A 26,762-nucleotide genomic window follows, 5' to 3' on the forward strand; every position below is an offset into this window, starting at 1 on the left:
CCCCGGGGCGGAACCGGGCCGGGAGGCCGATCCCTATCGTTGGTCGGGTGCTCCCCCGAACCCGCGCCCGGACGGCGCGCCTCAGCGCGTCGAAGGACGTCCTCCTTCTCGCGGCGCTGCTGCCGCTGTGCGTGATCCAGGTGGCGTACGCCGGCTCGGCGGCGCCGCTGTGGGCGGTCCTCGCCCTGCACGCGGCCCTGCTCGCGCCGCTGCTTCGGCTGCGCCGCGCTCCGATCGCCGTCTTCGCGGTCACGGCGGCGGTGAGCTTCGCGCAGTGGGCGGCGGGCGCCGACCTGCTCGCCGCCAACCTGAGCGTGCTGATCGCGATGTACCGGGTGGCCGCGTGGCGTCCCCTCCCCTGGGCCGTCGCCGCCGGCGCGGTCGCCGAGCTGGGCGTCCTGCTCCTGGTGGCGCGGCCGGGCGCGCCCTTGGGGGTGCTGGTCAAGGAGTACGCCGCGTTCTCGGTGTTCGTGGTCGCGATCTGGATCGCCGGGATCCACGCCGCCACGCGCCGCCGGTACGTGGCGAGCCTGATGGAGCGGGCGGAGCAGGCCGAACGCGAACGCGGCCAGCAGGCCGTCATCGCGGCCGCGGCCGAGCGGGCGCGCATCGCGCGCGAGCTGCACGACGTGGTCGCCCACCACGTGAGCGTCATCGTGCTGCACGCCGAGGGCGCCGGGTACGCCGTCGCGCGCGAGCCCGACCTGGCCCAGGACGCGCTGGCGACCATCTCCACGACGGGCCGGCGGGCGCTGGCCGAGATGCGACGGCTGGTGAGCGTGCTGCGCGACGAGTCCGGCGCGGGCGAGCCGCGGGCTCCGCAGCCCGGCCTGTCACGGCTCGGCGAGCTCGTCGAGCGGTCCCGCGCGTCCGGGCTGCCGGCCGCCCTCACGGTCCACGGGACGCCCCCGGACCTGCCCGAGGGGCAGGAGCTGGCGGTCTACCGGATCGTCCAGGAGGCGCTGACCAACGCGCTCAAGCACGGCGGGCCCGGCACGCGGGCCCGGGTCGAGCTCCGCTTCGGCCCCGGCGAGGTCGCGCTCGACGTCACCGACGACGGCCGGGGCGCGGCCACGCTGACGACCGGGGGCGGCCACGGGCTGACCGGCATGCGCGAGAGGGCGGCGATGTACGGCGGGACGGTCGAGGCGGCGCCCCTGCCCGGTGGCGGCTTCCGCGTGTCGGCCCGCCTCCCGGTCGCGCCGGACGACGCCCTCGACGGCGCCCGTCTCGACAGCGACGGTCTCGGCGCCGACCGATTCGACAGCGACCGTCTCGGCGGCGACCGATTCGACAGCGACCGTCTCGACAGCGACCGGTGCGAGAGCGTCCGGGAGGAATCGGGGGCTCGCGGCGACGTGTGCGAGGCGTCGTCGTGATCCGGGTCGTGCTGGTGGACGACCAGGAACTCGTCCGGGCCGGGTTGCGGCTCGTCCTGCGCTCGCAGCCGGACGTCGAGCTGGTCGGGGAGGCCGCGGACGGCGCGGCGGCGGTCGAGACGGTGCGCGAGGTCGAGGCCGACGTGGTGCTCATGGACGTGCGCATGCCGGGCATGGACGGCGTCGAGGCGACCCGGCGCATCCGGTCCGGCGCCACGGCGGCGACGCCGAAGGTGCTCATCCTGACGACGTTCGACCTGGACGAGTACGCCTTCGCGGCGATCAGGGCGGGCGCCTCGGGCTTCCTGCTCAAGGACGCTCCGGCGGCGGACCTGTTCAGCGCCGTCCGGTCGGTGCACGCGGGCGACGCCGTGGTGGCGCCCAGCACGACGCGCCGTCTGCTGGAGCGCTTCGCCGTACACCTGCCGGACGGCACGCCCCGGCCGGACGCGGACGGGCTCACCGCGCGGGAACACGAGGTGCTCCTCCACGTGGCGCGCGGCCTGTCGAACCCGGAGATCGCCGCGGAGCTGGGGCTGGCCGAGGCGACGGTGAAGACGCACGTCAACCGGATCCTGGCCAAGCTGGGCCTGCGCGGGCGCGCCCAGGCCGTCGTCTACGCCTACGAGAGCGGGCTCGTCACCCCGGACCGGCGGCCGGGTTGACCCACCGGGCTGAGCTCCCGGGTTGACTCACCGGGCTGACTCACCGGGCTGAGCCTCCGGGCGCGGACGTGCGCCGCGGGTGGCGGGGCCGGCCGTCCCGCCATCCGCGACGCCGGGCACCTGGCCGGACGCCTCACCGGGACAGCATGCCGTGCGGGTCGAGCACGTACCTGCGCGCCGCTCCCTCGTCGCTACAGCTACGTTCGGCGGTTGGCGTACGGCGGCCGGCCGCGTTCCACCAGCCGGCGCCGCACGTCGTCCAGCCGCTCGGTGAGCCCGGCCCGGTCGAGGTGTTCGAGCAGCGGGACGGCCACCCGGCGGCTCGTGCCGAGGGCCTGCCTGGCCTCGCTGACCGTGAACGGCTGTGGCAGGCGCCCCAGGACCTCGGCCGCCCGCTCGTCGGCCCCCGGGAGCAGCACCACGCCCTCACCCACGCGCAGCAGCGCGCCGGCGCGCGCGGCCGCGGCCAGCTCCCGCGCGCCCAGCCCCAGCTCGGCCAGCCGGGCCGCCTCGGGCGCGTGGAAGGGCCGCGCCGCCAGCTCACGCCTCAACCGCTCGACCGCCCCGGCCACCGGCGGCGGCAGCCCCGCGGGCCCGGCGGCGATCCGGCCCGCGGCGAGCGTGAGGGGCGGCCGTACGAGTGCGACGACCAGCCGCCGGTCGGGCAGGCCCAGCTCGTGCCGGGCGGCCTCGACGGGCATGCCGGGCTCCAGGGGGTTGTCGAGGGCGTGCCGTCGCACGACGTCCGCCAGCCGCCGCCCGTGCTCCTCCCACAGCCGGGGATCGGCGTACCAGTCACCGCACACGGGCCCGGGGGGCTCGGCGGTTTCGCGTGCGGGGGGTTCGACGCCCATGGCGCGCAGGTCGGCGGCGCGCAGCAGCCCGTGCAGGCGCAGGGCGAACGCCGCCCCCAGCCCGTCCTGGACGGCCGCCTCCTGGAGGGCCGTCTCCAGGTGAGCCGTCTCCAGGTGAGCCGTCTCCCGGAGGGCCGTCTCCAGGAGCGCTGCCCGTCGCCGGGCGGCGCCTCTGCGGCTCAGCGGCGCGGGGCGCACGTCGAGGACCGTCGCGCCGGCGAGCACCCGCACCTCGGCCCGGTCGCGCCCCGGGTCGCGGCCGGGGTCGCGCAGGAGCAGCACGTCCCCGAGGCGGAGCGGCAGCGGCAGGGCCGGCCTCAGCCGCGCGAAGGACCCGCCGAGGGGCCGCACCTCGCACGTGACCGCGGCCGAGCCCACGTGAACGGTCAACCGCCCGGGCAACCTCCCGAGCGCCCCCCGCGGCTCCCCTTCCGCACGCCCGTCCTCCGCGCGCCCGTCGTCCGCGCGCCCGTCCTCCGCCTCCGGGCGCCGCTCCTCGCCCGGATGCCCGCCCACCGGGGACACCAGGACGTCCACCAAGTCCGTGTACGTCCACCGGCCCGGCGTGACCAGCGCCTGGCCCCGCTCCGGAACGGCGTGGCCGCGCAGGTTCACCGCCACCCTGGCGACCGCGGACACCCTCTCCCTCGGCTCCTTCAGCGACTCCAGCGCCCTGACCCGCACCGGCTCGCCGGCCAGCAGCAGCTCGTCGCCCACCGCGACCGTGCCGGCGGGCAGCGTGCCGGTCACGACCGTGCCGCTGCCGGTCACGCTGAACGCGCGATCCACCCACAGCCGTACCGGAGCGGACGGATCGGGCGGCGGCAGCGCGGCCACCAGCCGGTCCAGCGCCGCCCGCAACCCGTCGAGCCCCTGCCCCGTGCGCCCGCTCACGACGACGGTCTCCGCCCCGCCCAGCCCGGCTTGGCGCAGCCGGTCCCGGGCCCGCTCCGCGGCCGGCCGCGGGTCGGCCAGGTCCGCCCGGGTCACCACGAGCACGCCGTGCCGTACCCGCAGGGCCTCCAGGGCGACCAGGTGCTCCTCCGACTGCGGCATCCACCCCTCGTCGGCCGCCACCACGAACATCACGGCCGGCACCGGCCCGACCCCCGCCAGCATCGTGGCCAGGAACCGTTCGTGGCCCGGCACGTCCACGAACGCCAGGCGCTCCCCCGAGGGCAGCGCCGTCCAGGCGTAGCCGAGCTCGATCGTGAGCCCGCGCCGCCGCTCCTCCTCCAGCCGGTCGGGCTCCATCCCGGTGAGCGCCCGCACGAGGGTGGACTTGCCGTGATCGACATGCCCCGCGGTGGCGACCACGTGCGTCATTCCGCCGCCCCCTGCCGCCCGGACGCCTCCGAGGCCACCGGCACGGGCCGGGCGGGTTCACGAGCCAGCACCGCCCGTACGAGGTCGTCGTCGCGCTCCGGCGGGACCGCGCGCAGGTCCAGCAGCAGGCGTCCGCCCTCGACCCGGCCCACGACCGGCGGCTCGCCCGTGCGCAGCGCGGCCGCGAGCCGCTCCGGCAGGCTCACCGCGGCGCTCGGCAGGGTCACGCCCGGCGCCCCTCCCCCGCCCACGGCGGCGGCGCTGGGCACCGCCCGGACGTCCACCCCCGCGGCGGCCAGCCGCGCCGCCAGGGCCGCCGCGCGTTCCGCCAGCGCCGCCGGATCCGCCCGCAGCGCCTCCACGACCGGCGGCGCGGGACCGCGCAGCGTCGCCTCCAGCGCGGCGAGCGTCAGCTTGTCGACCCGCAGCGCCCGGGCGAGCGGATGCCGCCTGCACCGCTCCACCAGGTCGGCCCGGCCGAGGAGTAGCCCCGCCTGCGGCCCGCCGAGCAGCTTGTCGCCGCTGGCCGTCACCAGGTCGGCGCCGGCCGCGAGCGTGCCGGCGGCGTCGGGCTCGGCGGGCAGCAGGGGCTCGCGGGCGAGCAGCCCGGAGCCGATGTCCACGACGACGGGCACGCCGAGCCCGGTCAGCTCCGGCACCTCGGCCGAGCCGGTGAAGCCCTCGATCCGGTAGTTCGACGGGTGGATCTTGAGCACGAACCCGGTCTCCGGGCCCACGGCGCGGGCGTAGTCGCCGGCCGTGGTGCGGTTGGTGGTGCCGACCTCGCGCAGCCTCGCCCCGGTGGAGACGAGCAGGTCGGGGATGCGGAAACCGTCGCCGATCTCCACCAGCTCGCCCCTGCTGACGACGATCTCGCGTCCGGCGGCCAGCGCGGTGGCCGCCAGGACGAGCGCGGCGGCGTTGTTGTTGACGACGTGGACGTCCGCGGCCCGCGGCACGGCGGCGGCGAGCGCCTCCAGCGCACCCCGGCCGCGCCGCGCCCGGCCGCCCGCCGCCAGGTCGAACTCCACGTCGGCGGCCCCGGCCGCGGCCGTCATCGCCTCGACCGCCGCGGCCGACAGCGGCGCCCGGCCGAGGTTGGTGTGGATCAGGACGCCGGTCGCGTTGATCACCGGGCGCAGGCCGGCCGCCCGTGCCGGGAGCGCCGCCACGGCCGCGCCGGCCACCTCCTCGGGACCGATCTCGCCGCGGCGCGCCCGCTCCTGGGCCCGCGCCACCGCCTCCTTGACGACCGTACGGCCCAGCCGCGCGGCGGCCTCGGCCAGGCGCGGGTCGGCGAGCACGGCGTCGGTGCGGGGCACACGCCTTCGCGGGTCCACTCTCCGAACATAAGCGGAGGCGGACGGGAATCGAACCCGCCAGGCCGAGGACCTCGGCCTCGTCGGTTTTGAAGACCGCGGGGGCCACCAGGCGCCCAGACGCCTCCAGGGGAGAACCTACCCGCGGACGGGTAGAGGTCGAGGCGGCACACCGACACGGAGCCCAGTTGTGAGGCCGGAGTGAGTGAGAGCGCGACGTCCACGGTCCCGCCGGAGCCGGAGCCGGAGCGAGAGCGGGAGCGGGAGCGGGTCCGGCTGACGGCGTACGCGCACGGCGGCGGCTGCGCCTGCAAGATCCCGCCGGGCGAGCTGGAGTCCGTCGTCGCCGCCCTGACCGGCTCGTCCTCCCCGACCGGCTCGTCCTCCCTGACCAGGCCGTCCGGCGCGCCGGGCGCGGCCGGGCCGTCCGCATCGCCGGGCGCGGCCGGGGAGCTGCTCGTCGGGCTGGACGACGGGGACGACGCCGCCGTGGTGCGCCTCGACGGCGGCCGGGCCGTGGTGGCGACCGCCGACTTCTTCACGCCCGTGCTGGACGACCCGTACGACTGGGGGCGGGTCGCGGCGGCCAACGCGCTGTCCGACGTGTACGCCGTCGGCGGCGAGCCCCTGGTGGCCGTGAACCTGCTGGGCTGGCCGCGCGGGCGGCTGCCGCTGGAGCTGGCCGCGGAGGTCTTGCGCGGCGGCCTGGACGTGGCGCGCTCGGCGGGCTGTCACGTCGCGGGCGGTCACAGCGTGGACGACCCGGAGCCGAAGTACGGCATGGCGGTCACCGGCCTGGCCGACCCGGCGCGGCTGCTGCGCCTCGACGCGGCGCGGCCCGGGCTGCCGCTGTCGCTGAGCAAGCCGCTCGGCGTCGGGGTGCTGAACGCGCGGCACAAGGCCACGGGTGAGGTGTTCGAGCAGGCGGTCGCCGTGATGACGGCACTGAACCGCGACGCGTCCCGGGCCGCCCTGGCCGCCGGTGCGGAGTGCGCCACGGACGTGACCGGGTTCGGCCTGCTCGGGCACCTCTACAAGCTGGCCCGGGCCGGCCGGGTGACGGCGGTGGTGGACGTGGCCGCGGTGCCGTACCTGGAGGGAGCCCGGGAGGCGCTGCGCGACGGGTACGTGAGCGGCGGCACCCGCCGCAACCTCGACTGGGTGCGGCCCCGGCTCGACCCGGGCCGTTTCGGGGAGGACGAGCTGCTGCTGCTCGCCGACGCCCAGACGTCGGGCGGCCTGCTGGTGGCCGGTGAGATCCCCGGTGCGCCGGTCGTCGGCGAGCTGGTCCCGTTCGAGGGGCCGCACCTGCGGCTGCGCTGACCGCGTGCCACGGCGGGCGCCCGTGTATGCGACGGGCGCCCGCGACAGAGCGGGACGCGGGGGTATGCGGCGGGCGTCCACGACCGCGTGAGACGCCGGGGTATGCGGCGAAGACAGCCGGCCATTCTCCGCATCGCGCGCCGTTCGTACGGTTGACCGTGATCGATTGAACCGAATCACTGAGGAGCGTCCCCCATGCGTGCTGTCATCCAGACTTCTTTCGGCGGCCCCGAGGTGCTGCGCGTCGCCGAGACCGAGCGCCCCGAGCCGCTGTCCGGCGAGGTCCTGGTCCGGGTGTGGGCCAGCGGGGTGAACCCGATCGACGCCGCCGTGAGGTCCGGCGCCTATCCGCTCCTGGGTCAGCCGCCGTTCGGCGTCGGCTGGGACATCTCCGGAGTGGTGGAGGAGGCCGCGCCCGGCGCCCGGTACAAGGTGGGCGACGAGGTGTACGGCATGCCGTTCTTCCCCCGCGCCGCGACCGGCTACGCCGAGTACGTGGCCACGCCCTCCCGCCAGGTGGCCCGCAAGCCCGTCACCCTCGACCACGTCCAGGCCGCGGCCCTCCCCCTGGCCGGGCTCACCGCGTGGCAGGGACTGGTGGACGCGGCGGACGTCAAGGCGGGTGACCGGGTGCTGGTCCACCGGGCCGCGGGCGGGGTCGGGCATCTGGCGGTGCAGATCGCCAAGGCCCGCGGCGCGCACGTGATCGCGCTGGCCAGCGCGGGCAAGCACGAGTTCGTCCGCTCTCTCGGCGCCGACGAGGTGATCGACTACCAGGTGACCGACTTCACCGAGGTGGTCCGCGACGTGGACGTCGTCCTCGACTCCAACGCGCAGGGGGAGAGCTCGCTGGCGGTGCTCAGGCCCGGCGGGATGCTGGTCAGCATCATGGAGCACGCGAACGCGAAGCTCGCCGCGCGGGTGGAGGCCGCCGGGCGGCGCTTCGCGGGGGTGTCGGTCGAGCCCGACTACGCGGCGCTGGAGGCCATCGCCACGCTGGTCGACGCCGGCGCGATCCGCCCGCACGTCCAGGAGACCTTCCCGCTGGAGGAGGCCGGGAAGGCGCACGAGGTGCTGGAGGGAGGCCAGGTCCGGGGAAAGCTCGTCCTGACGGTATAAAGCAGGACATGGACATCCTCGCCGAAGCGCTGGAGTCGATGCGGACCGGGCGTCCCACCTCGGTCCGCACCGACGGTCACGCACCGTGGGGGCTGCGGTTGCCGCCCGCCGCGGGCGTCGGCTTCCACGTGGTGCTGCACGGCTCGTGCTGGCTCGTCCCCGTGGACGCCCCGCACCGGGAGCCGATCCCGTTGGGCGTCGGCGACGTGGTGTTCCTGCGCAGCGGCTCCCGCCACGTCCTGGCCGACCACCCCAGCACTCCGGGCGAGGTGCCGGGACCGGAGCGCTTCACCAAGGCTCCGCCGATCGGGGCGGTCGTGCTCGGCGGCGGCGGCCCGCGCACCAGCCTGTTGTGCGGCAACTACCATCTCGACATGGCCAGGCCGCATCCCGTGGTGCGGCAGCTTCCCGAGGTGGTCCACCTGCGCACCCGTCACGGCCGCCATGCCGAGCTGAGCGCCGCGGTCCAGCTTCTCGGCGCGGAGCTGGACCATCCGCGTATCGGCTCGGAAGGCATCGTGCCGGCGCTGATCGACTCGCTGCTGCTGTACATCCTGCGCGCCTGGCTGGAGGACCAGCCCGCCGAGGCCGAAGGCTGGTCCGCCGCGCTCCGCGACCCGGCGGTCGCCCCGGCGCTGGCGGCCATCCACGACACTCCGTCGGCCGCGTGGACGGTGGAGTCGCTGGCCGTACGGTCCGGGCTCTCCCGCGCCGCCTTCGCCAGGAGGTTCACCACCCTGGTCGGCGAGCCGCCCATGGCGTACCTGACCCGATGGCGCATGACGCTGGCCGCCAAGCTGCTGCGCGACTCCGACGTCCCGCTGCTCACCGTCGCCGCCCGTACGGGCTACAGCACGGAGTTCGCGCTGGCCAGGGCGTTCAAGCGGGAGTACGGCATCGCCCCCGGCGGCTACCGCCGCCAGGCCAGGGCCGCCTGACGGAATAGGCTCTCCGGATGATCGCTCCGGTTGAACTCGTCATCTTCGACTGCGACGGCGTACTCGTCGACAGCGAACGCATAGCCGTGCGCCTCCACGTCGCGGTGGGCGCCGAGCTGGGCTGGCCGCTGACCGAAGCCGAGGTGATCGAGAAGTTCATCGGCCGGTCGCCCGTCTCCAACGCAGAACAGATCACCGCCCGGGTGGGGCCGAGCCGGGCCGCGCTCTGGCAGGAGAGATTCGAGCACCTGCACCGCGCGGCCGTCGATGCCGAGCTCACCCCGGTCGACGGCATCCTCGACGTCCTCGACACCCTCACCGTTCCCGGCTGCGTCGCCTCTGGCGGCAGCCACGAGACGATGCGCCGCACCCTGGGCCGCACCGGGATCCACCCGTACTTCGAGGGCCGCATCTTCAGCGCGAGCGAGGTCTCCCACGGCAAACCGGCCCCCGACCTGTTCCTGCACGCCGCCGAGCGGATGGGCGTCCACCCCGCGGCCTGCGTCGTCGTCGAGGACAGCACCTACGGGATCCAGGCGGCCCGCGCGGCCGGCATGCGCGCTCTCGGCTACGCCGGCGGGCTCACCCCCGCGGAACGGCTCGACGGACCGAACACCACGGTCTTCGCCGACATGCGCGAACTCCCGGCGCTCCTCGCACCGACCTGACCGATTCAGCCGAGATCATCCGCCGCAAGGCGGATCAGCACCGCTACGGGTGCGGGCACGGACCGGAGGCTCCCTTCGGGAACGCGCGGGTGACCGCGTCCATGCGGTTGGAGACCTGCAGCCGCCGGTAGGCATTCTCCAGGTGCTTGCGCACGGTTCCTTCGGAGACGCCCAGCCGGCGGGCGATCTGGAGGTTGGTGTGTCCCGCGGCGAGCAGGTGCAGCAGTTGCCACTGCCGGGGCGTGAGCCGCGGAGCGGGATGCCGGCGCCGTTCGGCGTCCAGGTACGCCTCGTACAGGTGCGGCCGCAGCAACGTGAGCAGCGCGCGGTCGCGCTCGGAGAAGTCCGGGCCGGGCCCACGGAACAGGAATATCCGCAGGGTCCGGCCGAGGCCGCCGGTCCCGGGCGTCCCGGCGGGCAGGCAGAGCATGAGCTCGTGCTCGATCCCCAGAGGCCGGAAGTAGTCGCCGTACATGCCGGTGCTGTGCCATTGCCGGGCGGAGTAGAAGTCCGCGACCGTCACGACACTGCGCAGGTCGCCGCTGCGGTCGGGGTAACTGCAGGGCCGGCAGTCCCAGTAGTGTTCCCAGTGCGTCAGATCGGCGCCCTCGTCGGTCGTCTCGTCGCAACCAGGCCCGACCTGCGTCAGCCACCACGCCTGCCGGTGCGTGTCGAAGCCCGCGACGGTCAGTTCGTCACAGCGGATCTGGCCCATCAGGTCACTGAGCAGAGACGGCGGCAGCCCCTGCGCCGGCACATCCGTGCGGTTCTCGCTGACGATCCCCGCCAAGGTACGCAGATCGAGATCGCTGAGTGATGACGAGCTCCCCATGAGGTTGTCCCTTCACCCGGAGGCCGCCCTCAGAGTATGCGGCCGCCGGGCCCTCCGGCATACGCAGACCCTCGTATGGTGGCCGGGCCGCGGAGCCTCCCATGCTGAACGTGACCGACCGTGACGCGGGGGATCAGGGCCCGTACCCGCTCACGTCTGGACCGGGCCCAAGAGGGAAGGCAGTCGTGCGAGTCCACAACAAGATCCTCGGAGGGGTGCTGACGGCGGCCCTGGCCACCGCCCTGACCGTGACAGGAGCAGGAGCCGCCAACGCCGCGGCGACACCGCTGGTGTTCGACGTCAACGGCACGTTCACCGACGGAGGGTCCGCGCGGCCGGTGATCTCGGACGTCAACGACGTCCTGACGGTGGACATGTCCTCCCAGCACCGTCCGACCGCCACCGGTGTCGTGATCAACAGCGACACCATCCTGGTCACCTTCCCCGACGACGCCACGTACACCGCCAAACTGCAGGCGCCGAACACCATCAGGTGGTCCAACGGTTCGACCTGGCAGAAGCTCAACCTGGTGCGGGTGCCGAACGTGCTCGACGAGACCAAGGCCGCGGCCACGTCGATCCTGACCTCGGCGGGCCTCGCCGTCGGTACGGTGCGGAAGGTCGTCGACCTGACGTGCAACCACAACAACACCGTCTCCGACCAGACCCCGGCCCCCGGCACGTTGGCCGCCCCGGGAAGCGCGGTGGACCTCACGATCGGAGTGCTGCCGACGAAGACGCCGTGTCCGTGAGACGCCGGTCGTGAACCGACGCCACGCACGGACAGCCGGCCGCGTCACCACCCCCATCCGGTGCCGCCCGCCCCCCTGAACCCGTAGGGGGACAGCTACATCCGGGTCCGCGCGTACGCCTGCAGTGCGTCGCGGACGAACATCGCCCCCGCGGCGTCGTCGTACATGCCGCCGAAGCGGGGGTCGTCGACGTACATGTCGCCCATGCATACCACCATCTCGATCGCGCGCTCCCGGTCGCCCTCGGCCGTGGGCGTGCCCGGGATCTGACTCAGCCACCGGACGTGCCGCGCGGCCAGTGACTGAGCGGGTTCCGAGGTCGGAGACATCCCGGTCTTCGCCGCGGCGACCCATGCGGCGACGAGGTCCTCGGTGTCCTGCTTCCAGGCCATCTGCTGGTCGAGGGTCTTGCCGTGCCACCAGTCGTTGCTCTCCTGGAACGCCTGCTCGCCCCAGCGCGAGACCACCTCGTCCTTGTAGCCGTCGTTGAACCCCGCCAGCATGACGTCCATCCGCGGTTCCGCCCCCGCCTGCAGGGCTTCGAGCGTGTGACGCACGGACCGGATCCGCTGCTCGATGCGGTCCCGTTCCTCTTCCAGCGCGGCGATGTGGGCGCGGAGCCCGTCACACGCGTCCACCTCGTCGGCCAGGACCTCGGCGATGGCCGGCAGACCGAGGCCGAGCCGGCGCATGACCAGGATCCGCTGGAGCCGGGCGACCGCGGTGGGGTCGTAGTAGCGGTACCCGTTCGCGCCGACCCGGGACGGGGCCAGAAGCCCGACGCGGTCGTAGTGACGCAGGGTGCGGCTGGTGATGCCGGCCCTCGCTGCGAGCTCCTGGATCGTCCACTCCATCGCACCAGTGTTACCTACTCGCGGCTGTTACCTACTCGCGGCGCAGCGTGGTCGCGATGATCTCCGCGCTGTCGGCGTGCAGGGCCTGCGCCGCCGTCTTCCCGGTGGCGGCCAGGTAGGCGTCGACCAGCCGGTTGCCCGCGGCGTATCCGGCGCCCATCGGCAGCCCCACCGGGGTGAGACCGAAACGCTCGGCGCTGGGATCGCCGTGCACCCAGGCGGTGAAGTTCTGCATGCCTGTCACGTCGAGCCCGGTGAGCACCTTGGCGAAGACCTCGTCGTCGTGCAGGTGCGGCACGCCGATGCGGGAGGGGCCGAGCTCGTCACCGTAGAGCTGGCGGGCGAAGGCGTCGGCCAGCCCCTCTCCGACGATGTGGTCGCCGACGGTGACGGCCATCGGGTCCCACACGACTCCGCCCGGGCTCCAGCGCAGGTTGTGGTGCAGTTCGTGCACGGCGGTGGCCTCCAGGCGCTCCACGTTCTCGGGGAAGGGCCAGAACGTGATGGAGATGTTGCCCGAGATGCCGCCGAACCCGGCCAATCCCTTGCACGGCCCCATGAAGTGCTCGTCACTCGGATCGCCGAGGACGAACAGCACGGTGATGTCCGGGGCCTCCAGTCCCGGCGTCGCTTCCAGCAGTACGGCAAGGGCGTCGTCGAGGGCGCGTTGCATGCGCTCCCAGGCTCCGGCCGCCGCCAGGGTCTCGAGCGCGTCGAGGCAACGGTCCTCGTCGCGGTCGATGGGGAACCCGGACGACTCGAGGTGCGCGGCAACCAGGTCGACCTCGACGGGGCTGTAGCGGTACATGCCCCGGTTGGCCTCCAGCATCGACCGCAGAAGGTCAACGCGGTCCGCGACCGGGGCCAGCAGGATCCGCTTCATGGCGGAGTAGGTGTCAAGAACAGTGATCGACATGGCGCCGATGCTAGAAGTTGACGCAGCGTCAAAGTCAATCCAGCGACATTCTTCGTCGAGGACGCCCGCCTTCTGCGTGCTCGCCGGCCGCGCTGAGGCCCGGCGGGATCGGTCGTCCCGGTGGACAGACCATCGCCGCACCCCTCCCGGACAATCGCCTGGCGCGCCGTCGAGCGCGATCAAGGCAAGCGTGCCGCCACGCAGCAGGCCGACCACGGCCCCGTGCCGCCCCGATCAGGAGTGGGGCGGACCCGCGAGTAGACGCGGGACCGTGCAACATGCCCACGATCACAGCCCGGCAACCAACCGTGATCACGGCGTACGCACGGGGCGCTCTCCTCGACCGGTCAGAGAGAGGAGACGACATCGGCGACCAGCTTCGAGTGTGGATGGTTCCGGCGAACCTCCGCATACCGCAACGCCACCCGCCGAGCCGCTCGCACAGGTTCAGCCACCGGATGCCGGGCGTACAAGACACGCTGACGTTGCGCGTTCCAGCCCACACGCCACCAGAACCAAGCACCGTCACACCACACCACCAAGCCGAAGGTTCTGGTTCTGACCCGCGTCCTCCGGACTGGTGATGGGACACCTGTCGAGGTCAGCGTGATGACGATGGTGGCCCATGGCCGAGAGTTGCGCTATCAGATGATCATTGACTGAGGAGTCCGACAATCGTGGGTAGGCGGCAAGACTCTCGGCCCCGCCATCAGCAGATCGCAGCGGAACTGCGCGCCGAGATCATGTCCGGAGACCTGGAGCCGGGCGCGCAACTCCCTTCCACGCCGCATCTGGTCGCGCGCTTCAATGCGGCGAACGCGACGATCCAGCGTGCCCTCCAAGCGCTGAAAGATGAAGGCTTCGTACGCGGCCACGCGGGCAAGGGCGTCTTCGTCCGGGACAGGCGGCCCCTCGTCGTCGAGGCAAGCACGTACAAGTCTCCGGACCCTCGCGGGTACGGCTACGAACTGCTGAAAGTGGGCGAGGTGACACCACCCGGCGATGTCGCCGCAGCGCTCGGCGTCGGCGGTGACGATCTGGTCGTCATGCGTCACCGGCTGCTGGTCCACGACGGGGCGCCGGTGGAGCTGTCATGGTCGTACTACCCGGTGAGCATCGTGGCGGAAAGCCCGCTGGCAGGACGGGTAAGAGTCCGCGGTGGCGCGCCACAGGTGCTGGCCGGCCTCGGGTTCCCTCAGCGCCACTTCAGCGATCGCATCTCCGTGCGGCAACCCACCGAGAAGGAAGTGCAAGAGCTGGATCTCCCACCCGACGTACCGGTGTTCCGGCAGTTCCGCGTGGTCTACAGCGACAATGAGCGGCCGGTCGAAGTGTCGGTTCTGATCAAGGGTGGGCACCTGTACGAGCTGTCGTACCACCAACCGGCAGAGTGATCTTCCAGTTGCTTGCTTGTCTCGAAGCGGCTTGCGAGTTCTCTTGCGCGCTGGGGGCGAGAGTCAAGTATCGGTGACGCGACCAGCACGCTCCCTGCCGCGACCACGTCACCAGCTCTGGCCCGCCATGCAGCGATCATCCCGGTCACGCTGACTCAGGCGACGCTGATCGACATCAATCGCGACGAGCGCGTCTACCGATGGCAGGTTCTTGACGCTTTCTCACTGAGCTGAGGGGCCCCGCCTTCTCGGCCTGGCATGCCTGTCTCCACATGGTCGAGTCAGGGCTCACGCCTTCACCATTCGGTACCCGGCCCACGCCCGGGGGTGCAGGGGGCCGGAGGACCCCTGCCTGGGGGTGCGGGGGGCTCGGCCCCCCGCTGGGCGCAGCCCGAGCCGCATCGCGCGAAGCGCGTCCTCGTGAGGACCATGCTTGTGAAGCCCCAGCCTCCTCACGGGCAGCGCAGCCCTCGTGAAGAGCATGCTTGTGGGGTCCTGGCTAGGGGGCGGCGTCAAGGCGTTCGCGCTGGGGCACGATCGTGTACGCCGGGTCGGCGGCCGAGGCGCGGCCCGCCTCCAGGACGCCGAAGCGCGTGCACAGGGAGCCCGCCGTGAGTGCCAGGCCGGACAGCGCCGTCAGGACGCGGCTGCGCCCGGCGACCGCCGCCAGCAGCCCGCCTCCGGCCGTCAGCAGCCGGGCGGTTCCCATGAGGCGGCCCGCCCTGCCCTCCCGGTACGGGCGGCCCACCATGCCGAGCCGCCGCTCCATGACCGTGCCCGCCGCCGTCTCCAGGGCGGCGCCCAGCGCGGCCACGGCCCTGGCGGGACCGGCCTGGGCCCTCGGCGTGGCGAGCATGGCGACCGCCCCGGCGGCGGCCATCGCGCTGCCCGCGAACAGGAACGGCAGCTCCCGGTACGCCTCGTGCCAGGCGGGCACGGCCGTGTCGGCGATCAGGACGGCGGTGTAGGTGGCGGTCAGCGGGCCGGTCAGGCCGGTGGCCAGGAGCGCGGCGTCCCCGGCGGTGGCCAGGAGCGCCATGTCCTTGGCGGCCGGCAGGAGTTCGGCCAGGTCGGCGGACGCGGCAGCGGCCGACAGGCCGCTCTGGGCGGCGAGGATCCAGGAGCCGACGCTCATCGGCGAGGTGGGCTTGAAGACGCGCAGCATGTTGAGGAACCGTTCGGGCCGGCCCAGCTCGGCGGCGAGCAGCGCGGCGCCCGCGCTCGCGCCCACGGCGGCGGCCAGGCGGGCGCTGCGGGCGAGGCGGGGGTTGCCGGTCAGCCGGGCCATGACGGCCATCGAGGACGACACACCAGACATCCCGCCCAGATATAGATATGTCGGCATGTGGGGTTCGTGCCAGACGGGCGGTTTGATCACCGGCCTGCCGTAGTAGGAGCGGAACCCGGCCTCCGGGACGACCGCCCCCTCCGTCCTCACCTGGTCCCGCCCTTCAGAAGTGCTCTGCCCTTCAGAAGTGCTCTGCCCTTCAAGAACGCTCTGCTCTTCAGGAACGCTCTGCCTTTCGGGCCCGCCCCGCCGGTCAGGAATGTCCCGCCGTTCAGGGAGGTCCCGCTCTTCAGGCCGGGCCCGCCGTTCAGGAACGCCAGTGCCACCGCGCCGGCCACCGACAGGGCGGCCGCCCCGGCCCAGCGCCACATCGCCGGCAGGTCGCGCGTGGTCGCCACCGGGTCCGGCGGCAGGCCGTACACCTCGGGCTCGTCCAGCAGCAGGAAGAACGCGCCCGCCCCGCCCACCCCGTCGGACGGGCTCTCCCCGTACAGGCGGGCCTCCTCGTGGCCGTCGGCGCGCAGCCGCGCCACCCGCTCCTCGGCGCGTTCGCGCAGCTCGTCGAGCGGCCCGAACTGGATCGAGTCGGTGGGGCACGCCTTGGCGCAGGCCGGTTCGAGCCCGCCCAGCTGCCGGTCGTAGCACATCGTGCACTTCCAGGCGCGCCCGTCGCCCTCCCGCCGGTCGATCACGCCGTACGGGCAGGCGGGCACGCAGTAGCCGCACCCGTTGCAGATGTCGGACTGCACGACGACCGTGCCGAACTCGGTCCGGAACAGCGCCCCGGTCGGGCACACGTCCAGGCAGGCGGCGTGGGTGCAGTGCTTGCACACGTCCGAGGACATCAGCCACCGGTCGACGGAGTCCTCCGCCTCCGGGTCGGACGGCACCTGCACCGGCCGCGACTGCTCGATGAACGCGACGTGCCGCCACGTGCTGGCCCCCAGCATGCCGGTGTTGTCGTAGGAGGTGGCCTCGAAGACGAACCCGTCGTCGGGGAGCTGGTTCCACTCCTTGCAGGCCACCTCGCACGCCTTGCACCCGATGCAGACGCTGGTGTCGGTGAAGAACCCCATCCGCTCAGCCATGGCGGTACGTCTCCAGCAGGTCGAGCATCGCCCGGCCCCTCGGCCGCCGGCCCGGCCGCACGTCGCAGGTCATCGCCTTGCCCTCCTGGATGTAGACGTTCGGGTCGAGGACCAGCGGCGTCAGGTCGTTGACGACGTCGCCGGTGACCAGGCCGCCGCCGCCCCACCCCCAGTGGTACGGCAGCCCGATCTGGTGGATCACCCTGCCCTCGACGCGCAGCGGCCGCATGCGCCCGGTGACCAGCACCCTGGCCTCCAGGACGGTGCGGCTGGTGACGATCGTGGCCCAGTCGCCGTTGCCCAGCCCGAGCCGGGCCGCGAGCCGCGGGTCCATCTCGCAGAACAGCTCCGGCTGCAGCTCGGCGAGGTAGGCCAGCGGCCGGCTCATCCCGCCCGCCGTGTGGTGCTCGGTCAGCCGGTACGTCGTCAGCACGTACGGGAAGAGCGGCCCCGGCCGGTTGTACGGGCTCTCGGGCCGGTCGTAGGTGCGGCGGGCGGGGTTGGCCCGCTGGCCGTACAGGAGGTTGGCGACCGGCGACTCGTGCGGCTCGTAGTGGGCGGGCATCGGCCCGTCGGCCAGTCCGGACGGCGCGTACAGCCAGCCCTTGCCGTCGGACTGCATGATGAACGGGTCGGTGCCGGCGAGCGCGTCCTGGGCGCGGGCGCCCTCGGGCGGCAGGTAGTCCGGCGGCTTGCCGATCTCGCAGTCGGGCACGTCGTGGCCGGTCCACTCGCCGCGCTCCGCGTCCCACCACACGTACGCCTTGCGCTCGCTCCACGGGCGGCCCTCCGGGTCGGCGGAGGCGCGGTTGTACAGGATGCGCCGGTTGGCCGGCCACGCCCAGCCCCACTCGGGCGCCACGACGTCCTGCTCGCCGCGGGGACGGCGGCGCGCGGCCTGGTTGACCTCGTCGGCGTAGACGCCGCAGTAGATCCAGCAGCCGCAGGCGGTGGACCCGTCAGGGCGGAGCTGGGTGGACGACGAAAGGGCGCGCCCGTCGGGGCCGACGCCGTTGATCTCGCGCAGCACCGCCTCGGCGGAGGGCTCGCGGTGCGCGCCGTGCACGGGGTAGTCCCAGGTGAGCTCGCGCGGTGGGCGGTCGATCTCGTCGTCGGACAGCCGCCGCCGGACCAGCCTGCCGAGGTGGTAGTAGAACCACAGGTCGCTGCGGCAGTCGCCGGGCGGGTCGAGCGCCTTCTCCCGCCACTGGAGCAGCCGCTGGGTGTTGGTGAAGGTGCCCTCCTTCTCGACGTGGCTCGCGGCGGGCAGGAAGAACACCTCGGTGCCGATGTCCTCGGTGCGCATCTCGCCGGTCTCCAGCTCGGGGCCGTCGCGCCAGAACGTGGCGGTCTCCACCAGCGTCAGGTCGCGGACCACGAGCCAGTCGAGGTTGGCCAGGCCGAGGCGCTGCGCCCGGCCGCCGGAGGAGCCGACGGCCGGGTTCTCCCCGATCACGAAGTAGCCCTTGACGGTGCCGTCGATCTGGCCCATCACCGTGGTGTAGTGGCCGTGGTCGCCGGTCAGGCGCGGCAGGTGGCCGAAGCAGTAGTCGTTGTCCTCGGTGGCCGCCTCGCCCCACCACGCCTTGAGCAGGCTCACCAGGTAGGAGCGGCGGTTGCCCCAGAAGCCGGTCTCGCCGCCCTCGCGCTCCAGGTAGTGCTCAAGGTCCTCGTGCCGGTGGGCGTGCGGCATGGCCAGGTAGCCGGGCAGGATGTTGAACAGCGTGGGGATGTCGGTGGAGCCCTGGATGCTGGCGTGGCCGCGCAGCGCCATGATGCCGCCGCCGGGCCGGCCCACGTTGCCGAGGAGGAGCTGCAGGATCGCGGCGGTGCGGATGTACTGGGCGCCCACGGTGTGCTGGGTCCAGCCGACCGAGTAGACCCACGCGGTGGTGCGCTCGCGGCCGGAGTTGGCGGTGACGGCCTCGGCCAGCTCGGCGAAGGCGGCGCCCGGGATGCCGCAGAGCCGTTCGACCAGCTCCGGGGTGTAGCGGGCGAAGTGCCGCTTGAGGATCTGGTAGACGCAGCGGGGGTGGGTCAGCGTCGGGTCCGTCCGCGGGCTGGGGTGCGCGGCGGCGCCGCCGGCGCCGTAGGTCTCAGGCCCGGCCGCCTCGGCGTGCCGCCGCCCGCCCTCCGCGTGCTCGGCCGGCGGCTGCTCGCCGGTGGCGGCGTACGCCCAGCTCCTCGGGGCGTACGTGGCGGTGTCCGGGTCCCAGCCGGAGAACAGCCCGTCGAGGTCCTCGGTGTCGCGGAAGTCCTCCGAGACGATGGTGGCGGCGTTGGTGTAGGCCAGCACGTACGCGCGGAAGTCCAGCCCGTTGTCCAGCACGTGGTTGATCAGCGCGCCGAGCAGCACGATGTCGCTGCCCGCGCGGATCGGCAGGTACCGGTCGGCCATGGCGCTGGTGCGGGTGAAGCGCGGGTCGACGTGGAAGACCTTGGCCCCCCGCGCCTTGGCCTCCATCACCCACTGGAAGCCCACCGGGTGGCATTCGGCCATGTTGGAGCCCTGGATGACGATGCAGTCCGCCCTAGCCAGATCCTGCTGGAAGGTGGTCGCGCCGCCACGCCCGAAGCTGGCCCCCAGACCGGGGACGGTGGAGGAGTGTCAAATACGGGCCTGGTTCTCGATCTGGATGGCGCCGAGGGCGGTGTACAGCTTCTTCATCAGGTAGTTCTCTTCGTTGTCGAGCGTCGCCCCGCCCAGGCCGGCGATGCCCATGGTGCGGCGCACGACCTTGCCCTCGCAGGTCTGCTCCCACGTCTCGCGCCGGGTGCGCACGACCCGGTCGGCGATCATCTCCATCGCGGCGTCCAGGTCGAGCGGCTCCCACTCGGTGCCGTGCGGCCTGCGGTAGAGCACCCGCGTCTGGCGGCCCGGGTGGGTCACGAGCTGCTTGCTGGCCGAGCCCTTGGGGCACAGCCGGCCGCGGGAGATCGGCGAGTCGGGGTCGCCCTCGATCTGGGTGACCCGGCCGTCCTCGACGTAGACGAGCTGGCCGCAGCCGACCGCGCAGTAGGGGCAGACGGAGCGGGCGACGGTGTCGGCCCGCTCGGTGCGGGGCCGCAGCGCGTCGGTGCGGGCGGAGCGCGCGGCCGAGCCCCGGGGGTCCTCGCCCTTGAGCTGCCGGATCACCGGCCAGCGCGCTAGCCATCCGCTACCAGGCACAACGCGGGTCCTGCCCGCTTTCACCGGGTCTATGCCGGGCGTCCGGGGAATGCGGGCGATCTGTGCCGGGCGTCCGGGGAATGCGGACGGTCTGTGCCGGGCGTCCGGGGAATGCGGGCGGCGATCGCGGCCGTTCCCCTTGACGCGGGCCCGATCCGGGCCCGTCCGGACGAGACGCGCCGTACCCGGTCGGACAAGACGACGCTCCTGAGGAAAGGAGCCGTCGTGGCCTGGATCCTGATCGTCGCCGCCGGCCTGTTCGAGGTGGCCATGGCCTACGCCCTCAAGCTCAGCGACGGGTTCTCGGCGCCGCTGCCGAGCGTCGCCTTCGGTGTGTTCGCCGTCTCCAGCTTCGGCCTGCTCGCGATGGCTCTGAAGAGCCTGGAGGTCGGCACGGCGTACGCGGTGTGGACGGGCATCGGCGCGGTCGGCACAGCCGTGCTGGGCATGGTCGCTCTGGGAGAGGACGCGTCCCTCCTTAAGCTCGTGTCGATCGGGCTGATCCTGTGCGGCGTCGTCGGCCTCAACCTGGCGGGCGGCGGCCACTGAGCCGGCGCGGACATGACGATCTCCACGGCGCCTGTCGATCACGGCCGCGTCGAGACCGGGAGACAGGACATCGGATGGTTTGACCTGTTGATGGCGTTTCCTTCCGATTGATCTGCACGAGAATGCACGCTCCGGTCTCGAACCCTTCATACGGTCGAATACGTGTCCAAGCTGACGTCGTTGGTCCTCTCCGTGGTGCTCGGCTGCATCACGCTGACCGGCTGCGCCCAGCTCGACCCGGCCGCGCCGGCGGCGGACGGCGCGAACACGATCAGCGCCTCGGGATCGACCGCGCAGCTCGGGGCGATCAACGCCTGGCGCGACGACTTCCGCTCGATGCATCCCGGCGCGCAAATCCTCTACCGGCCCAACGGCTCCGGCGCCGGGGTGCGCGACTTCCTGCTGGGCACGACCGAGTTCGCCGGCTCCGACTACGTGATGGGCGCCCAGGAGCACGCGCTGGCCGACGGGCGGTGCGGCGACCGCGCGCTGCACCTGCCCATGGTCGTGGGGCCGATCGCCGTGGCCTACAACCTGCCGTCCGTGCCGGAACTGCGGCTCTCCCCCGCCACCATGGCCGCGGTGTTCGGCAGGACGATCACCACCTGGGACGCCCCGCAGATCGCCGCCGAGAACCCCGGCGCGGCCCTGCCGCACAAGGAGATCGACGTCCTCCACCGCTCCGACGACTCCGGCACGAGCCACGTGTTCACCTCCTACCTCGCGGCGGCGGGCGGCTGGCCGTACCCGCCGTCGACGGACTGGCCCGGGCCGGGCCGCGGGGTCGAGGGCTCCGACGGCATGGCCGAGACGATCCGGGAGAGCGGGGGCACGATCGGGTACGTGGAGTACGGCTACGCCAGCGGAGCGGGGCTGCGGACGGCGAAGGTGCGCAACGGCGCGGGCGAGTACGTCGCCCTGTCGCCCGAGGGCGCCACGAAGGCCGTGGAGGGCGCCCGGGTCACCGGCGACGACGGCGACCTCGCGATGGCGCTCGACTACACGACCAGGCAGAAGGGGGCGTACCCGCTCGTCCTGATCACCTACGAGATCGTCTGCGCGCGGGGGACGGCGCCGCTGGCGCGCGGCTTCCTGCGGTACACGGCGAGCAACGCGGGCCAGTCGTACCTGTCGCTGCTCGGCTACGCGCCCCTGCCGCAGGACGTGGTCGTCCAGGTCCGCGCCCGCCTCGCCGCGATGACCTGACGTCGGAGCGACTGATCGGAGCGACAAAGGAGGCGACATCCGGCAGCCGACTCGCTACTGTGCCGTCGCATGTCTCTTTCTCATGATGTGGCCGGCGACGGTCCGGCCGTGGTGTTGCTCCATTCGGGCGTGTGCGACCGCCGCATGTGGGACCCGCAGTGGACGGCCCTGGCCGCCGCCGGGTACCGCGTGATCCGGCCGGACCTGCGCGGCTTCGGGCTCTCGCCCGTGGCCGACGGGCCGTACAGCGACGCGGGCGACGTCGCCGGGCTGCTGCGGGCGCTCGGCGTCGAGCGGGCGACGCTGGTCGCCTCCTCCTACGGCGGCCGGGTCGCCCTGGAGCTGGCCGCGAGCCGGCCGGAGCTGGTCACGGCGCTCGCGCTGCTGTGCCCGGGCGTGCCCGGCCACGTGCCGGGGCCGGAGCTGCGGTCGTTCGCCGAGCGGGAGGACGCGCTGCTCGCCGCCGGCGACCTCGACGGGGCCGTCGAGCTCAACGTGGAGACATGGCTCGGCCCGGAAGGCGGGGACGAGGCCCGCGAGCGGGTGCGGACCATGCAGCGGCGCGCCTTCGAGGTGCAGCTCGCCGCGGCCGAGCAGTTCCCGCAGACGCGGCCCGAGGCCGACCTGGCGGGGATCGCGGCGCCGTGCCTGGTCGTGTCCGGCGCCCACGACGTGCCCGACTTCCGGGAGATCGCCGCCCGGCTTCCCGAGCGGCTGCGCCAGGCCCGCCACGTGGAGCTGGCCTGGGCCGGTCACCTGCCGTCGCTAGAACGGCCCGACGAGGTCACCGAGCTGCTGCTGGACTACCTGCGGGTCACGGCTCCGCCCGCGCGGGCCAATGTTTCGCACTGAACCGGCATAGGTCTCGGCAGCTTGTCTATTGACCGGGTAGGTAATGAATGAATCATGGGATTCATGGCTCTCTGGACTCCGGATCCCACGTTCTACCCCTCGCCGCGTGACGCCGCCGCCGCGCCGGTCGAGCGGCTGGCCTACGTGGCCGCCTTCGACCGCCGGGCGGAGCGTCCCGACGCGATCGCCGTCGTCGGCACCGACCCCTCCTCTCCCGACTACGGCCGGGTCGTGGGCTGGACCGACCTGCCCAACAAGGGCGACGAGCTGCACCACTTCGGGTGGAACGCCTGCAGCAGCGCCCTGTGTCCCTACGCGCCGCACCCCCACGTCGAGCGGCGCTACCTGGTCGTGCCCGGCCTGCGCTCCTCGCGCATCCACATCCTGGACACCAAGGACCGGGTCAGCCCCGAGCTCGTCAAGGTCATCGAGCCCGAGGAGCTGGCCAAGCGCGCCGGGTACTCCCGGCCGCACACCGTCCACTGCGGTCCCGAGGGCCTGTACGTCTCCGCGCTCGGCGGCGCGAACGGCGAGGACGGCCCGGGCGGCATCGCCATCCTCGACCACCAGTCGTTCGAGGTGCTCGGCCGCTGGGAGATGGACCGGGGCCCGCAGTACCTCTCCTACGACTTCTGGTGGCACATCAACCACGACGTGCTCGTCACCTCCGAGTGGGGCACGCCGTCCATGATCGAGAACGGGGTCGTGGGCGAGCTGCTCCTCGGCCGCCAGTACGGGCACCGGCTGCACTTCTGGGACCTGCGCAGACGCCGTCACGTCCAGGAGGTGGACCTGGGCGATCAGCACCAGATGACGCTGGAGCTGCGGCCCGCGCACGACCCGACGAGGACGTACGGGTTCGCCGGCGTCGTCGTCAGCGTCGAGGACCTGTCGGCGTCGGTGTGGACCTGGTTCCGGGAGGACGGCCGCTGGCAGGCGCGCAAGGTGATCGAGATCCCGGCCGAGCCCGCCGACCCGAAGGACCTGCCCGACGTGCTCAAGCCGTTCGGCGCGGTCCCGCCGCTGGTCACCGACATCGACCTGTCCGTGGACGACCAGCGCCTGTACGTCTCCTGCTGGGGCACCGGGGAGCTCAAGCAGTACGACGTCAGCGACCCGTTCAAGCCCGTCGAGCTGGGCTCGCTGCGGATCGGCGGCATCGTCCGCGGCGACTCCCACCCCGCCGCCGGCGGTGCCCGGCTGCGCGGCGGCCCGCAGATGGTCGAGGTGAGCAGGGACGGCGCGCGCGTCTACCTGACCAACTCCCTGTACGGCGCCTGGGACGACCAGTTCTACCCCGAGGGCGTCGGCGCCTGGATGGCCAAGGTGGACGCCGACTCGTTCACCTTCGACGCGCGCTTCCTGCCGCACGGCGACGACTTCCGCGGCCTACGCGCGCACCAGGTGCGGCTGCAGGGCGGCGACGCCTCGTCCGACTCCTACTGCTACCCATGACGATCACCGCTGCTCTCCTGCTGGGCGCCTTCCACGGTCTGAACCCGGCCATGGGCTGGCTGTTCGCGGTGGCCCGCGGCCTGCAGGAGCGCAGCCGCGACCTGCTGCTGGCGTCGCTGCCGGCGATCGCCGCCGGGCACCTGGCCTCCGTCGCGCTGGTCGCGGTGGTGGTCGGGGTGACCGGCTCGCTCACGACGGCCACGGCGCTGTCGGTCGCCGGCGGCGTGGTCCTGGTCGCCTTCGGCCTCTGGCGGCTGCTGTCGAAGCGGCACTTCCGCTGGGTGGGGATGCGGCTGTCCCTGCCGCAGCTCGCCGCCTGGTCGTTCCTCATGTCCTCGGCGCACGGGGCCGGCCTCATGCTCGTCCCCGTCTTCGCCGGGCTGGCCGCCGAGCAGGGCGGACCGGCCGGCGGGCACGCGGCGCACGCCGTCGCCGGGGGGCTGGGCGTGGCGCTCTGGCACACGCTCGGGATGTTCACGGCCGCCGGGGTGGTGGCGGTGCTCGTCTACGAGGTGGCGGGGCTGGCCGTCCTGCGGCGCGCGTGGTTCAACGTGGACCGCATGTGGGCGGCGGCCCTGGTGGGCGCCGGGATCGTCACCCTGCTGCGCGCCTGACCCGCGGCGCGTCAGGCGTCGATGCCCTTGCGGAGCAGGCGCCACACCCGCTCGGCCGTCCGGTGGCGGTCGGGCGCGGGGGTCCTGCGCAGCACCCCCGCGAGCATGCCGACGGCCGTGACCAGGTCGTCGGCCGTCACGTCCGCCCGCACGGCGCCGGTGCCCCTGGCCCGCGCAAGCACGCCCGCGAGCACGTCGGCCACCCGGTCGCGGACCCTGATCATGCGCTCGTCGAGCGGCGGCACGCTCACCATGTCGATGAACGCCGTCGAGGCGATGGTCTGCTCGGTGACCATGGCGAGCACGTCGTCGAGGGTGGCGGCCGGGTCGGCGGCCAGCGCCTCCAGCTCGCTCACCCCGTCCTCGAAGACGGCCAGCGCCAGGCTGGTCCGGTCGGGGAAGTGCCGGTAGAGGCTGCCCTGGCCGACTCCGGCCGCGCGGGCGATCGCGCTGAGCGGCGCGTCGTAGCCGGCGCCGGCGAAGACCTCGCGGGCCGCCGCGATGAGCGCGGCCCGGTTCTCCGCCGCGGCACTCGGACCCCTGTTGGGGCGACGCGTAGCTGACATGGCCGTCAGGGTAGCAACCGGACAAAGTTGTCCGGTTCTCGGCCGCGTCCTGACACTCCGGCTCGACACATGGCGGACGCGGGCGTTACGGTGACCCTTAACCGGACAGCATTGTCCGGTAGCGAAAGGATCCGCCCTTGACCTCCTCCGCCTGCCCGGCCCCACCATGACCGGCATCGCCACGAACATGACGTTCGACCAGGCCGGCGCCGCCCGGCTCGGCCCCGTGCCGGCCCTCGGCGAGCGGCTCGCGGAGCCGGAGCAGATGGCCGAGGGCGCCCTGTTCCTCGCCTCCGACGCCGCCTCGTTCGTCAACGGCGCCCTCGTCCCGGTGGACGGCGGCTGGTCGGCCGCCTGACTCCGGGTCGCCGCTTCCCGCACGGGCCGCCACCCCATCGACGGGCCGATCACCCTGATCGGCGCTCCAGGAGGACATGTGACCGACATCCAGGACTACCCGTTCGCCGCCCCCGCCGCGCTGGAGCCCCCCGGGGAGTGGGCCGAGCTGCGCGAGCGCTGCCCCGTGGCGCACGTCCGGCTGGCCAGCGGCGACGAGGCGCTGCTGCTCACCCGGTACGACGACGTGAAGGAGCTGCTGTCCGACGCCCGCTTCACCCACCACCTGGTGGCCGAGGACGCCGCCTCCATCACAGCGAACGAGTCGGGCGGCGTGTTCGCCAGCGGCGACGGCGCGAGTGTGCGGGGTGACGCCCACCGGGAGTGGCGCAAGCTGATCGGCAAGGCGTTCACCGCCAGGCGCGTCTCGGCGCTGCAGCCCGGCATCGAGGCGACGGCCCGCCGCCTGGTGGACGACATGGTCGAGCGGGGAGGTCCCGCCGATCTGGTGGCCGCGCTGGGGTTCCCGCTGCCGGTGTGGGTGATCTGCGAGCTGCTCGGGGTGCCCGACTCCGACCGCGACCGGTTCGCGTACTGGTCCGACACGCTGCTCAGCCTGACCCGCTACACCCAGGAGGAGATCGACGCCGCGCAGGCCGAGTTCGCCGCGTACATGCGCGACCACGTCGCGGCCAGGCGCGCCACCCCGGGCGACGACCTGATCAGCGAGCTGATCACGCTGGTGGGCGCGCTCGACGGCCGGGTCACCGAGGAGGTCGTGCTGATGACCGCCAAGGGCCTGCTGGTCGCCGGGCACGAGACCACCGCCAACATGATCGGCAAGATGGTGGCGATGCTGCTGGCCGACCGCTCCCGGTGGGAACGGATCGTCGCCGACCCCTCGCTGGTGCGCACCGCGGTCGAGGAGTGCCTGCGCTACGACGCCAACTTCGGCTTCGGCATCCCCCGCTACATCAGCGAGGACGTCGAGATCGGCGGCACCACGCTGGCCAAGGGCTCCACGGTCGTGTGCAGCCTCTCGGCGGCCAACCGCGACGAGTCCGCGTTCGAGGACGCCGCCGGGATGGACCTGACCCGCTCCCCCAACCCGCACCTGATCTTCGGTGCGGGGCCGTACGCCTGCCTCGGCCAGTCGCTGGCCCGCACGGAGCTGCAGACCGTCCTGAAGGTGCTGGTCGAGCGCCTGCCCACGCTGGCCCTCGCCGTGCCCGCCGCCGACCTGAGGCGCCGCGAGGGGCTGCTCGTCGGGGGCCTGGAGCGGGTCCCCGTCACGTGGTGA

24 protein-coding genes, 1 tRNA gene and 1 riboswitch are annotated in these 26,762 nt (G+C 73.4%); of the genes, 15 read left to right on the forward strand and 10 right to left on the reverse strand.

All coding sequences use genetic code 11. From position 1 onward, the window contains the following. Positions 1 to 47 precede the first annotated feature (47 nt). Both HTZ77_RS10330 and HTZ77_RS10335 read left to right on the forward strand, forming a co-directional pair. Complete coding sequence (locus HTZ77_RS10330; RefSeq protein WP_328808513.1) at positions 48 to 1,379, forward strand: sensor histidine kinase; 1,332 nt, start codon at positions 48 to 50, stop codon at positions 1,377 to 1,379. Continuing rightward, complete coding sequence (locus HTZ77_RS10335; RefSeq protein ID WP_175589291.1) at positions 1,376 to 2,044, forward strand: response regulator; 669 nt, start codon at positions 1,376 to 1,378, stop codon at positions 2,042 to 2,044. The genes HTZ77_RS10330 and HTZ77_RS10335 overlap by 4 nt, the downstream gene beginning before the upstream one ends. A gap of 197 nt (positions 2,045 to 2,241) precedes the next feature. Here the strand turns inward: HTZ77_RS10335 and HTZ77_RS10340 are convergent, their stop codons facing one another. From HTZ77_RS10340 to HTZ77_RS10350, 3 genes are all read right to left on the reverse strand, one after another. Further along, positions 2,242 to 4,224 carry a SelB domain-containing protein gene (locus HTZ77_RS10340; protein WP_175589292.1) on the reverse strand — a complete coding sequence of 661 codons (1,983 nt, stop codon included), beginning with the start codon at positions 4,222 to 4,224 and terminating at the stop codon, positions 2,242 to 2,244. Then, on the reverse strand, positions 4,221 to 5,564 hold the full coding sequence (gene selA / locus HTZ77_RS10345; protein ID WP_175589293.1) for an L-seryl-tRNA(Sec) selenium transferase: 1,344 nt from the start codon (positions 5,562 to 5,564) through the stop codon (positions 4,221 to 4,223). Before selA ends, HTZ77_RS10340 begins: the two co-directional genes overlap by 4 nt. Before the next feature lie 13 nt (positions 5,565 to 5,577). Beyond that, positions 5,578 to 5,671, reverse strand: a tRNA-Sec gene (locus HTZ77_RS10350). A 73-nt stretch (positions 5,672 to 5,744) separates the two neighbouring features. On the opposite strand from HTZ77_RS10350, the gene selD reads away from it, so the two are divergent. From selD to HTZ77_RS10370, 4 genes are all read left to right on the forward strand, one after another. Beyond that, positions 5,745 to 6,866 (forward strand): selenide, water dikinase SelD, encoded by a 1,122-nt coding sequence (gene selD / locus HTZ77_RS10355; RefSeq protein ID WP_175589294.1) that lies wholly within the window; start codon positions 5,745 to 5,747, stop codon positions 6,864 to 6,866. A gap of 195 nt (positions 6,867 to 7,061) precedes the next feature. Then, complete coding sequence (locus HTZ77_RS10360; RefSeq protein WP_175589295.1) at positions 7,062 to 7,985, forward strand: NADP-dependent oxidoreductase; 924 nt, start codon at positions 7,062 to 7,064, stop codon at positions 7,983 to 7,985. 8 nt (positions 7,986 to 7,993) lie between these two features. Continuing rightward, positions 7,994 to 8,923 carry an AraC family transcriptional regulator gene (locus HTZ77_RS10365; RefSeq protein ID WP_175589296.1) on the forward strand — a complete coding sequence of 310 codons (930 nt, stop codon included), beginning with the start codon at positions 7,994 to 7,996 and terminating at the stop codon, positions 8,921 to 8,923. 17 nt (positions 8,924 to 8,940) lie between these two features. Continuing rightward, positions 8,941 to 9,591: an HAD family hydrolase gene (locus HTZ77_RS10370; protein ID WP_175589297.1), complete on the forward strand. Its 651-nt coding sequence runs from the start codon at positions 8,941 to 8,943 to the stop codon at positions 9,589 to 9,591. A gap of 43 nt (positions 9,592 to 9,634) precedes the next feature. On the opposite strand, the gene HTZ77_RS10375 is transcribed toward HTZ77_RS10370, so the two are convergent. Next, positions 9,635 to 10,423: a helix-turn-helix domain-containing protein gene (locus HTZ77_RS10375; protein ID WP_205302478.1), complete on the reverse strand. Its 789-nt coding sequence runs from the start codon at positions 10,421 to 10,423 to the stop codon at positions 9,635 to 9,637. Between the two features lie 185 nt (positions 10,424 to 10,608). Between HTZ77_RS10375 and HTZ77_RS10380 the strand changes: the two genes are divergently transcribed. Continuing rightward, positions 10,609 to 11,175 (forward strand): PASTA domain-containing protein, encoded by a 567-nt coding sequence (locus tag HTZ77_RS10380; protein ID WP_175589299.1) that lies wholly within the window; start codon positions 10,609 to 10,611, stop codon positions 11,173 to 11,175. A gap of 95 nt (positions 11,176 to 11,270) precedes the next feature. On the opposite strand, the gene HTZ77_RS10385 is transcribed toward HTZ77_RS10380, so the two are convergent. Both HTZ77_RS10385 and HTZ77_RS10390 read right to left on the reverse strand, forming a co-directional pair. Then, on the reverse strand, positions 11,271 to 12,029 hold the full coding sequence (locus HTZ77_RS10385) for a MerR family transcriptional regulator (protein ID WP_175589300.1): 759 nt from the start codon (positions 12,027 to 12,029) through the stop codon (positions 11,271 to 11,273). 31 nt (positions 12,030 to 12,060) lie between these two features. Continuing rightward, on the reverse strand, positions 12,061 to 12,945 hold the full coding sequence (locus HTZ77_RS10390; RefSeq protein ID WP_175589301.1) for a DUF2268 domain-containing protein: 885 nt from the start codon (positions 12,943 to 12,945) through the stop codon (positions 12,061 to 12,063). 677 nt (positions 12,946 to 13,622) lie between these two features. On the opposite strand from HTZ77_RS10390, the gene HTZ77_RS10395 reads away from it, so the two are divergent. Further along, the gene (locus HTZ77_RS10395) at positions 13,623 to 14,339 is read left to right on the forward strand and encodes a GntR family transcriptional regulator (RefSeq protein WP_328808514.1); all 717 of its coding nucleotides are present in this window, start codon (positions 13,623 to 13,625) and stop codon (positions 14,337 to 14,339) included. A gap of 499 nt (positions 14,340 to 14,838) precedes the next feature. Here HTZ77_RS10395 and nrfD read toward each other — a convergent pair whose 3' ends face one another. From nrfD to fdh, 3 genes are all read right to left on the reverse strand, one after another. Further along, positions 14,839 to 15,657, reverse strand: a complete 819-nt coding sequence (nrfD, locus tag HTZ77_RS10400; protein WP_235994537.1) for an NrfD/PsrC family molybdoenzyme membrane anchor subunit — start codon at positions 15,655 to 15,657, stop codon at positions 14,839 to 14,841. A gap of 116 nt (positions 15,658 to 15,773) precedes the next feature. Then, on the reverse strand, positions 15,774 to 16,715 hold the full coding sequence (locus tag HTZ77_RS10405) for a 4Fe-4S dicluster domain-containing protein (protein WP_175589303.1): 942 nt from the start codon (positions 16,713 to 16,715) through the stop codon (positions 15,774 to 15,776). Then, positions 16,708 to 19,884 carry a formate dehydrogenase gene (gene fdh / locus HTZ77_RS10410; protein WP_175589304.1) on the reverse strand — a complete coding sequence of 1,059 codons (3,177 nt, stop codon included), beginning with the start codon at positions 19,882 to 19,884 and terminating at the stop codon, positions 16,708 to 16,710. The genes HTZ77_RS10405 and fdh overlap by 8 nt, the downstream gene beginning before the upstream one ends. A 142-nt stretch (positions 19,885 to 20,026) precedes the next feature. Beyond that, positions 20,027 to 20,092: riboswitch (guanidine-III (ykkC-III) riboswitch) on the forward strand. A 17-nt stretch (positions 20,093 to 20,109) separates the two neighbouring features. Here fdh and HTZ77_RS45995 point away from each other — a divergent pair. The 5 genes from HTZ77_RS45995 (at position 20,110) to HTZ77_RS10435 (ending at position 24,560) form a co-directional block, all read left to right on the forward strand. Then, positions 20,110 to 20,433 (forward strand): DMT family transporter, encoded by a 324-nt coding sequence (locus HTZ77_RS45995; protein WP_175589305.1) that lies wholly within the window; start codon positions 20,110 to 20,112, stop codon positions 20,431 to 20,433. 162 nt (positions 20,434 to 20,595) lie between these two features. After that, on the forward strand, positions 20,596 to 21,639 hold the full coding sequence (gene pstS, locus HTZ77_RS10420) for a phosphate ABC transporter substrate-binding protein PstS (protein ID WP_175589306.1): 1,044 nt from the start codon (positions 20,596 to 20,598) through the stop codon (positions 21,637 to 21,639). A gap of 69 nt (positions 21,640 to 21,708) precedes the next feature. After that, positions 21,709 to 22,491 (forward strand): alpha/beta fold hydrolase, encoded by a 783-nt coding sequence (locus tag HTZ77_RS10425; protein WP_175589307.1) that lies wholly within the window; start codon positions 21,709 to 21,711, stop codon positions 22,489 to 22,491. 63 nt (positions 22,492 to 22,554) lie between these two features. After that, positions 22,555 to 23,946: a selenium-binding family protein gene (locus HTZ77_RS10430; RefSeq protein WP_175589308.1), complete on the forward strand. Its 1,392-nt coding sequence runs from the start codon at positions 22,555 to 22,557 to the stop codon at positions 23,944 to 23,946. Beyond that, a complete protein-coding gene (locus HTZ77_RS10435; protein ID WP_175589309.1) occupies positions 23,943 to 24,560 on the forward strand; it encodes a hypothetical protein in 618 nt (205 codons plus the stop codon). The genes HTZ77_RS10430 and HTZ77_RS10435 overlap by 4 nt, the downstream gene beginning before the upstream one ends. Before the next feature lie 11 nt (positions 24,561 to 24,571). On the opposite strand, the gene HTZ77_RS10440 is transcribed toward HTZ77_RS10435, so the two are convergent. Beyond that, a complete protein-coding gene (locus HTZ77_RS10440) occupies positions 24,572 to 25,126 on the reverse strand; it encodes a TetR/AcrR family transcriptional regulator (RefSeq protein WP_175589310.1) in 555 nt (184 codons plus the stop codon). A gap of 166 nt (positions 25,127 to 25,292) precedes the next feature. Here HTZ77_RS10440 and HTZ77_RS10445 point away from each other — a divergent pair, with 166 nt between their 5' ends. Next, a complete protein-coding gene (locus HTZ77_RS10445; RefSeq protein WP_175589311.1) occupies positions 25,293 to 25,484 on the forward strand; it encodes an SDR family oxidoreductase in 192 nt (63 codons plus the stop codon). Between the two features lie 57 nt (positions 25,485 to 25,541). Then, a complete protein-coding gene (locus HTZ77_RS10450) occupies positions 25,542 to 26,762 on the forward strand; it encodes a cytochrome P450 (protein WP_407940501.1) in 1,221 nt (406 codons plus the stop codon).

The organism is Nonomuraea montanisoli, from assembly GCF_013363975.1.
Taxonomy (GTDB): Bacteria; Actinomycetota; Actinomycetes; order Streptosporangiales; family Streptosporangiaceae; genus Nonomuraea; species Nonomuraea montanisoli.

What these genes read in the sequence shown, in the direction of transcription:
- nrfD (WP_235994537.1), bottom strand. Translation starts at nt 15,657, where the DNA reads ATGTCTGGTGTGTCGTCCTCGATGGCCGTCATGGCCCGGCTGACCGGC.
- HTZ77_RS10370 (WP_175589297.1), top strand. Translation starts at nt 8,941, where the DNA reads ATGATCGCTCCGGTTGAACTCGTCATCTTCGACTGCGACGGCGTACTC.
- HTZ77_RS10435 (WP_175589309.1), top strand. Translation starts at nt 23,943, where the DNA reads ATGACGATCACCGCTGCTCTCCTGCTGGGCGCCTTCCACGGTCTGAAC.
- HTZ77_RS10425 (WP_175589307.1), top strand. Translation starts at nt 21,709, where the DNA reads ATGTCTCTTTCTCATGATGTGGCCGGCGACGGTCCGGCCGTGGTGTTG.
- HTZ77_RS10385 (WP_175589300.1), bottom strand. Translation starts at nt 12,029, where the DNA reads ATGGAGTGGACGATCCAGGAGCTCGCAGCGAGGGCCGGCATCACCAGC.
- HTZ77_RS10405 (WP_175589303.1), bottom strand. Translation starts at nt 16,715, where the DNA reads ATGGCTGAGCGGATGGGGTTCTTCACCGACACCAGCGTCTGCATCGGG.
- HTZ77_RS10365 (WP_175589296.1), top strand. Translation starts at nt 7,994, where the DNA reads ATGGACATCCTCGCCGAAGCGCTGGAGTCGATGCGGACCGGGCGTCCC.
- HTZ77_RS10430 (WP_175589308.1), top strand. Translation starts at nt 22,555, where the DNA reads ATGGCTCTCTGGACTCCGGATCCCACGTTCTACCCCTCGCCGCGTGAC.
- HTZ77_RS10340 (WP_175589292.1), bottom strand. Translation starts at nt 4,224, where the DNA reads ATGACGCACGTGGTCGCCACCGCGGGGCATGTCGATCACGGCAAGTCC.
- HTZ77_RS10360 (WP_175589295.1), top strand. Translation starts at nt 7,062, where the DNA reads ATGCGTGCTGTCATCCAGACTTCTTTCGGCGGCCCCGAGGTGCTGCGC.
- HTZ77_RS10375 (WP_205302478.1), bottom strand. Translation starts at nt 10,423, where the DNA reads ATGGGGAGCTCGTCATCACTCAGCGATCTCGATCTGCGTACCTTGGCG.
- HTZ77_RS10440 (WP_175589310.1), bottom strand. Translation starts at nt 25,126, where the DNA reads ATGTCAGCTACGCGTCGCCCCAACAGGGGTCCGAGTGCCGCGGCGGAG.
- HTZ77_RS10445 (WP_175589311.1), top strand. Translation starts at nt 25,293, where the DNA reads ATGACCGGCATCGCCACGAACATGACGTTCGACCAGGCCGGCGCCGCC.
- HTZ77_RS10390 (WP_175589301.1), bottom strand. Translation starts at nt 12,945, where the DNA reads ATGTCGATCACTGTTCTTGACACCTACTCCGCCATGAAGCGGATCCTG.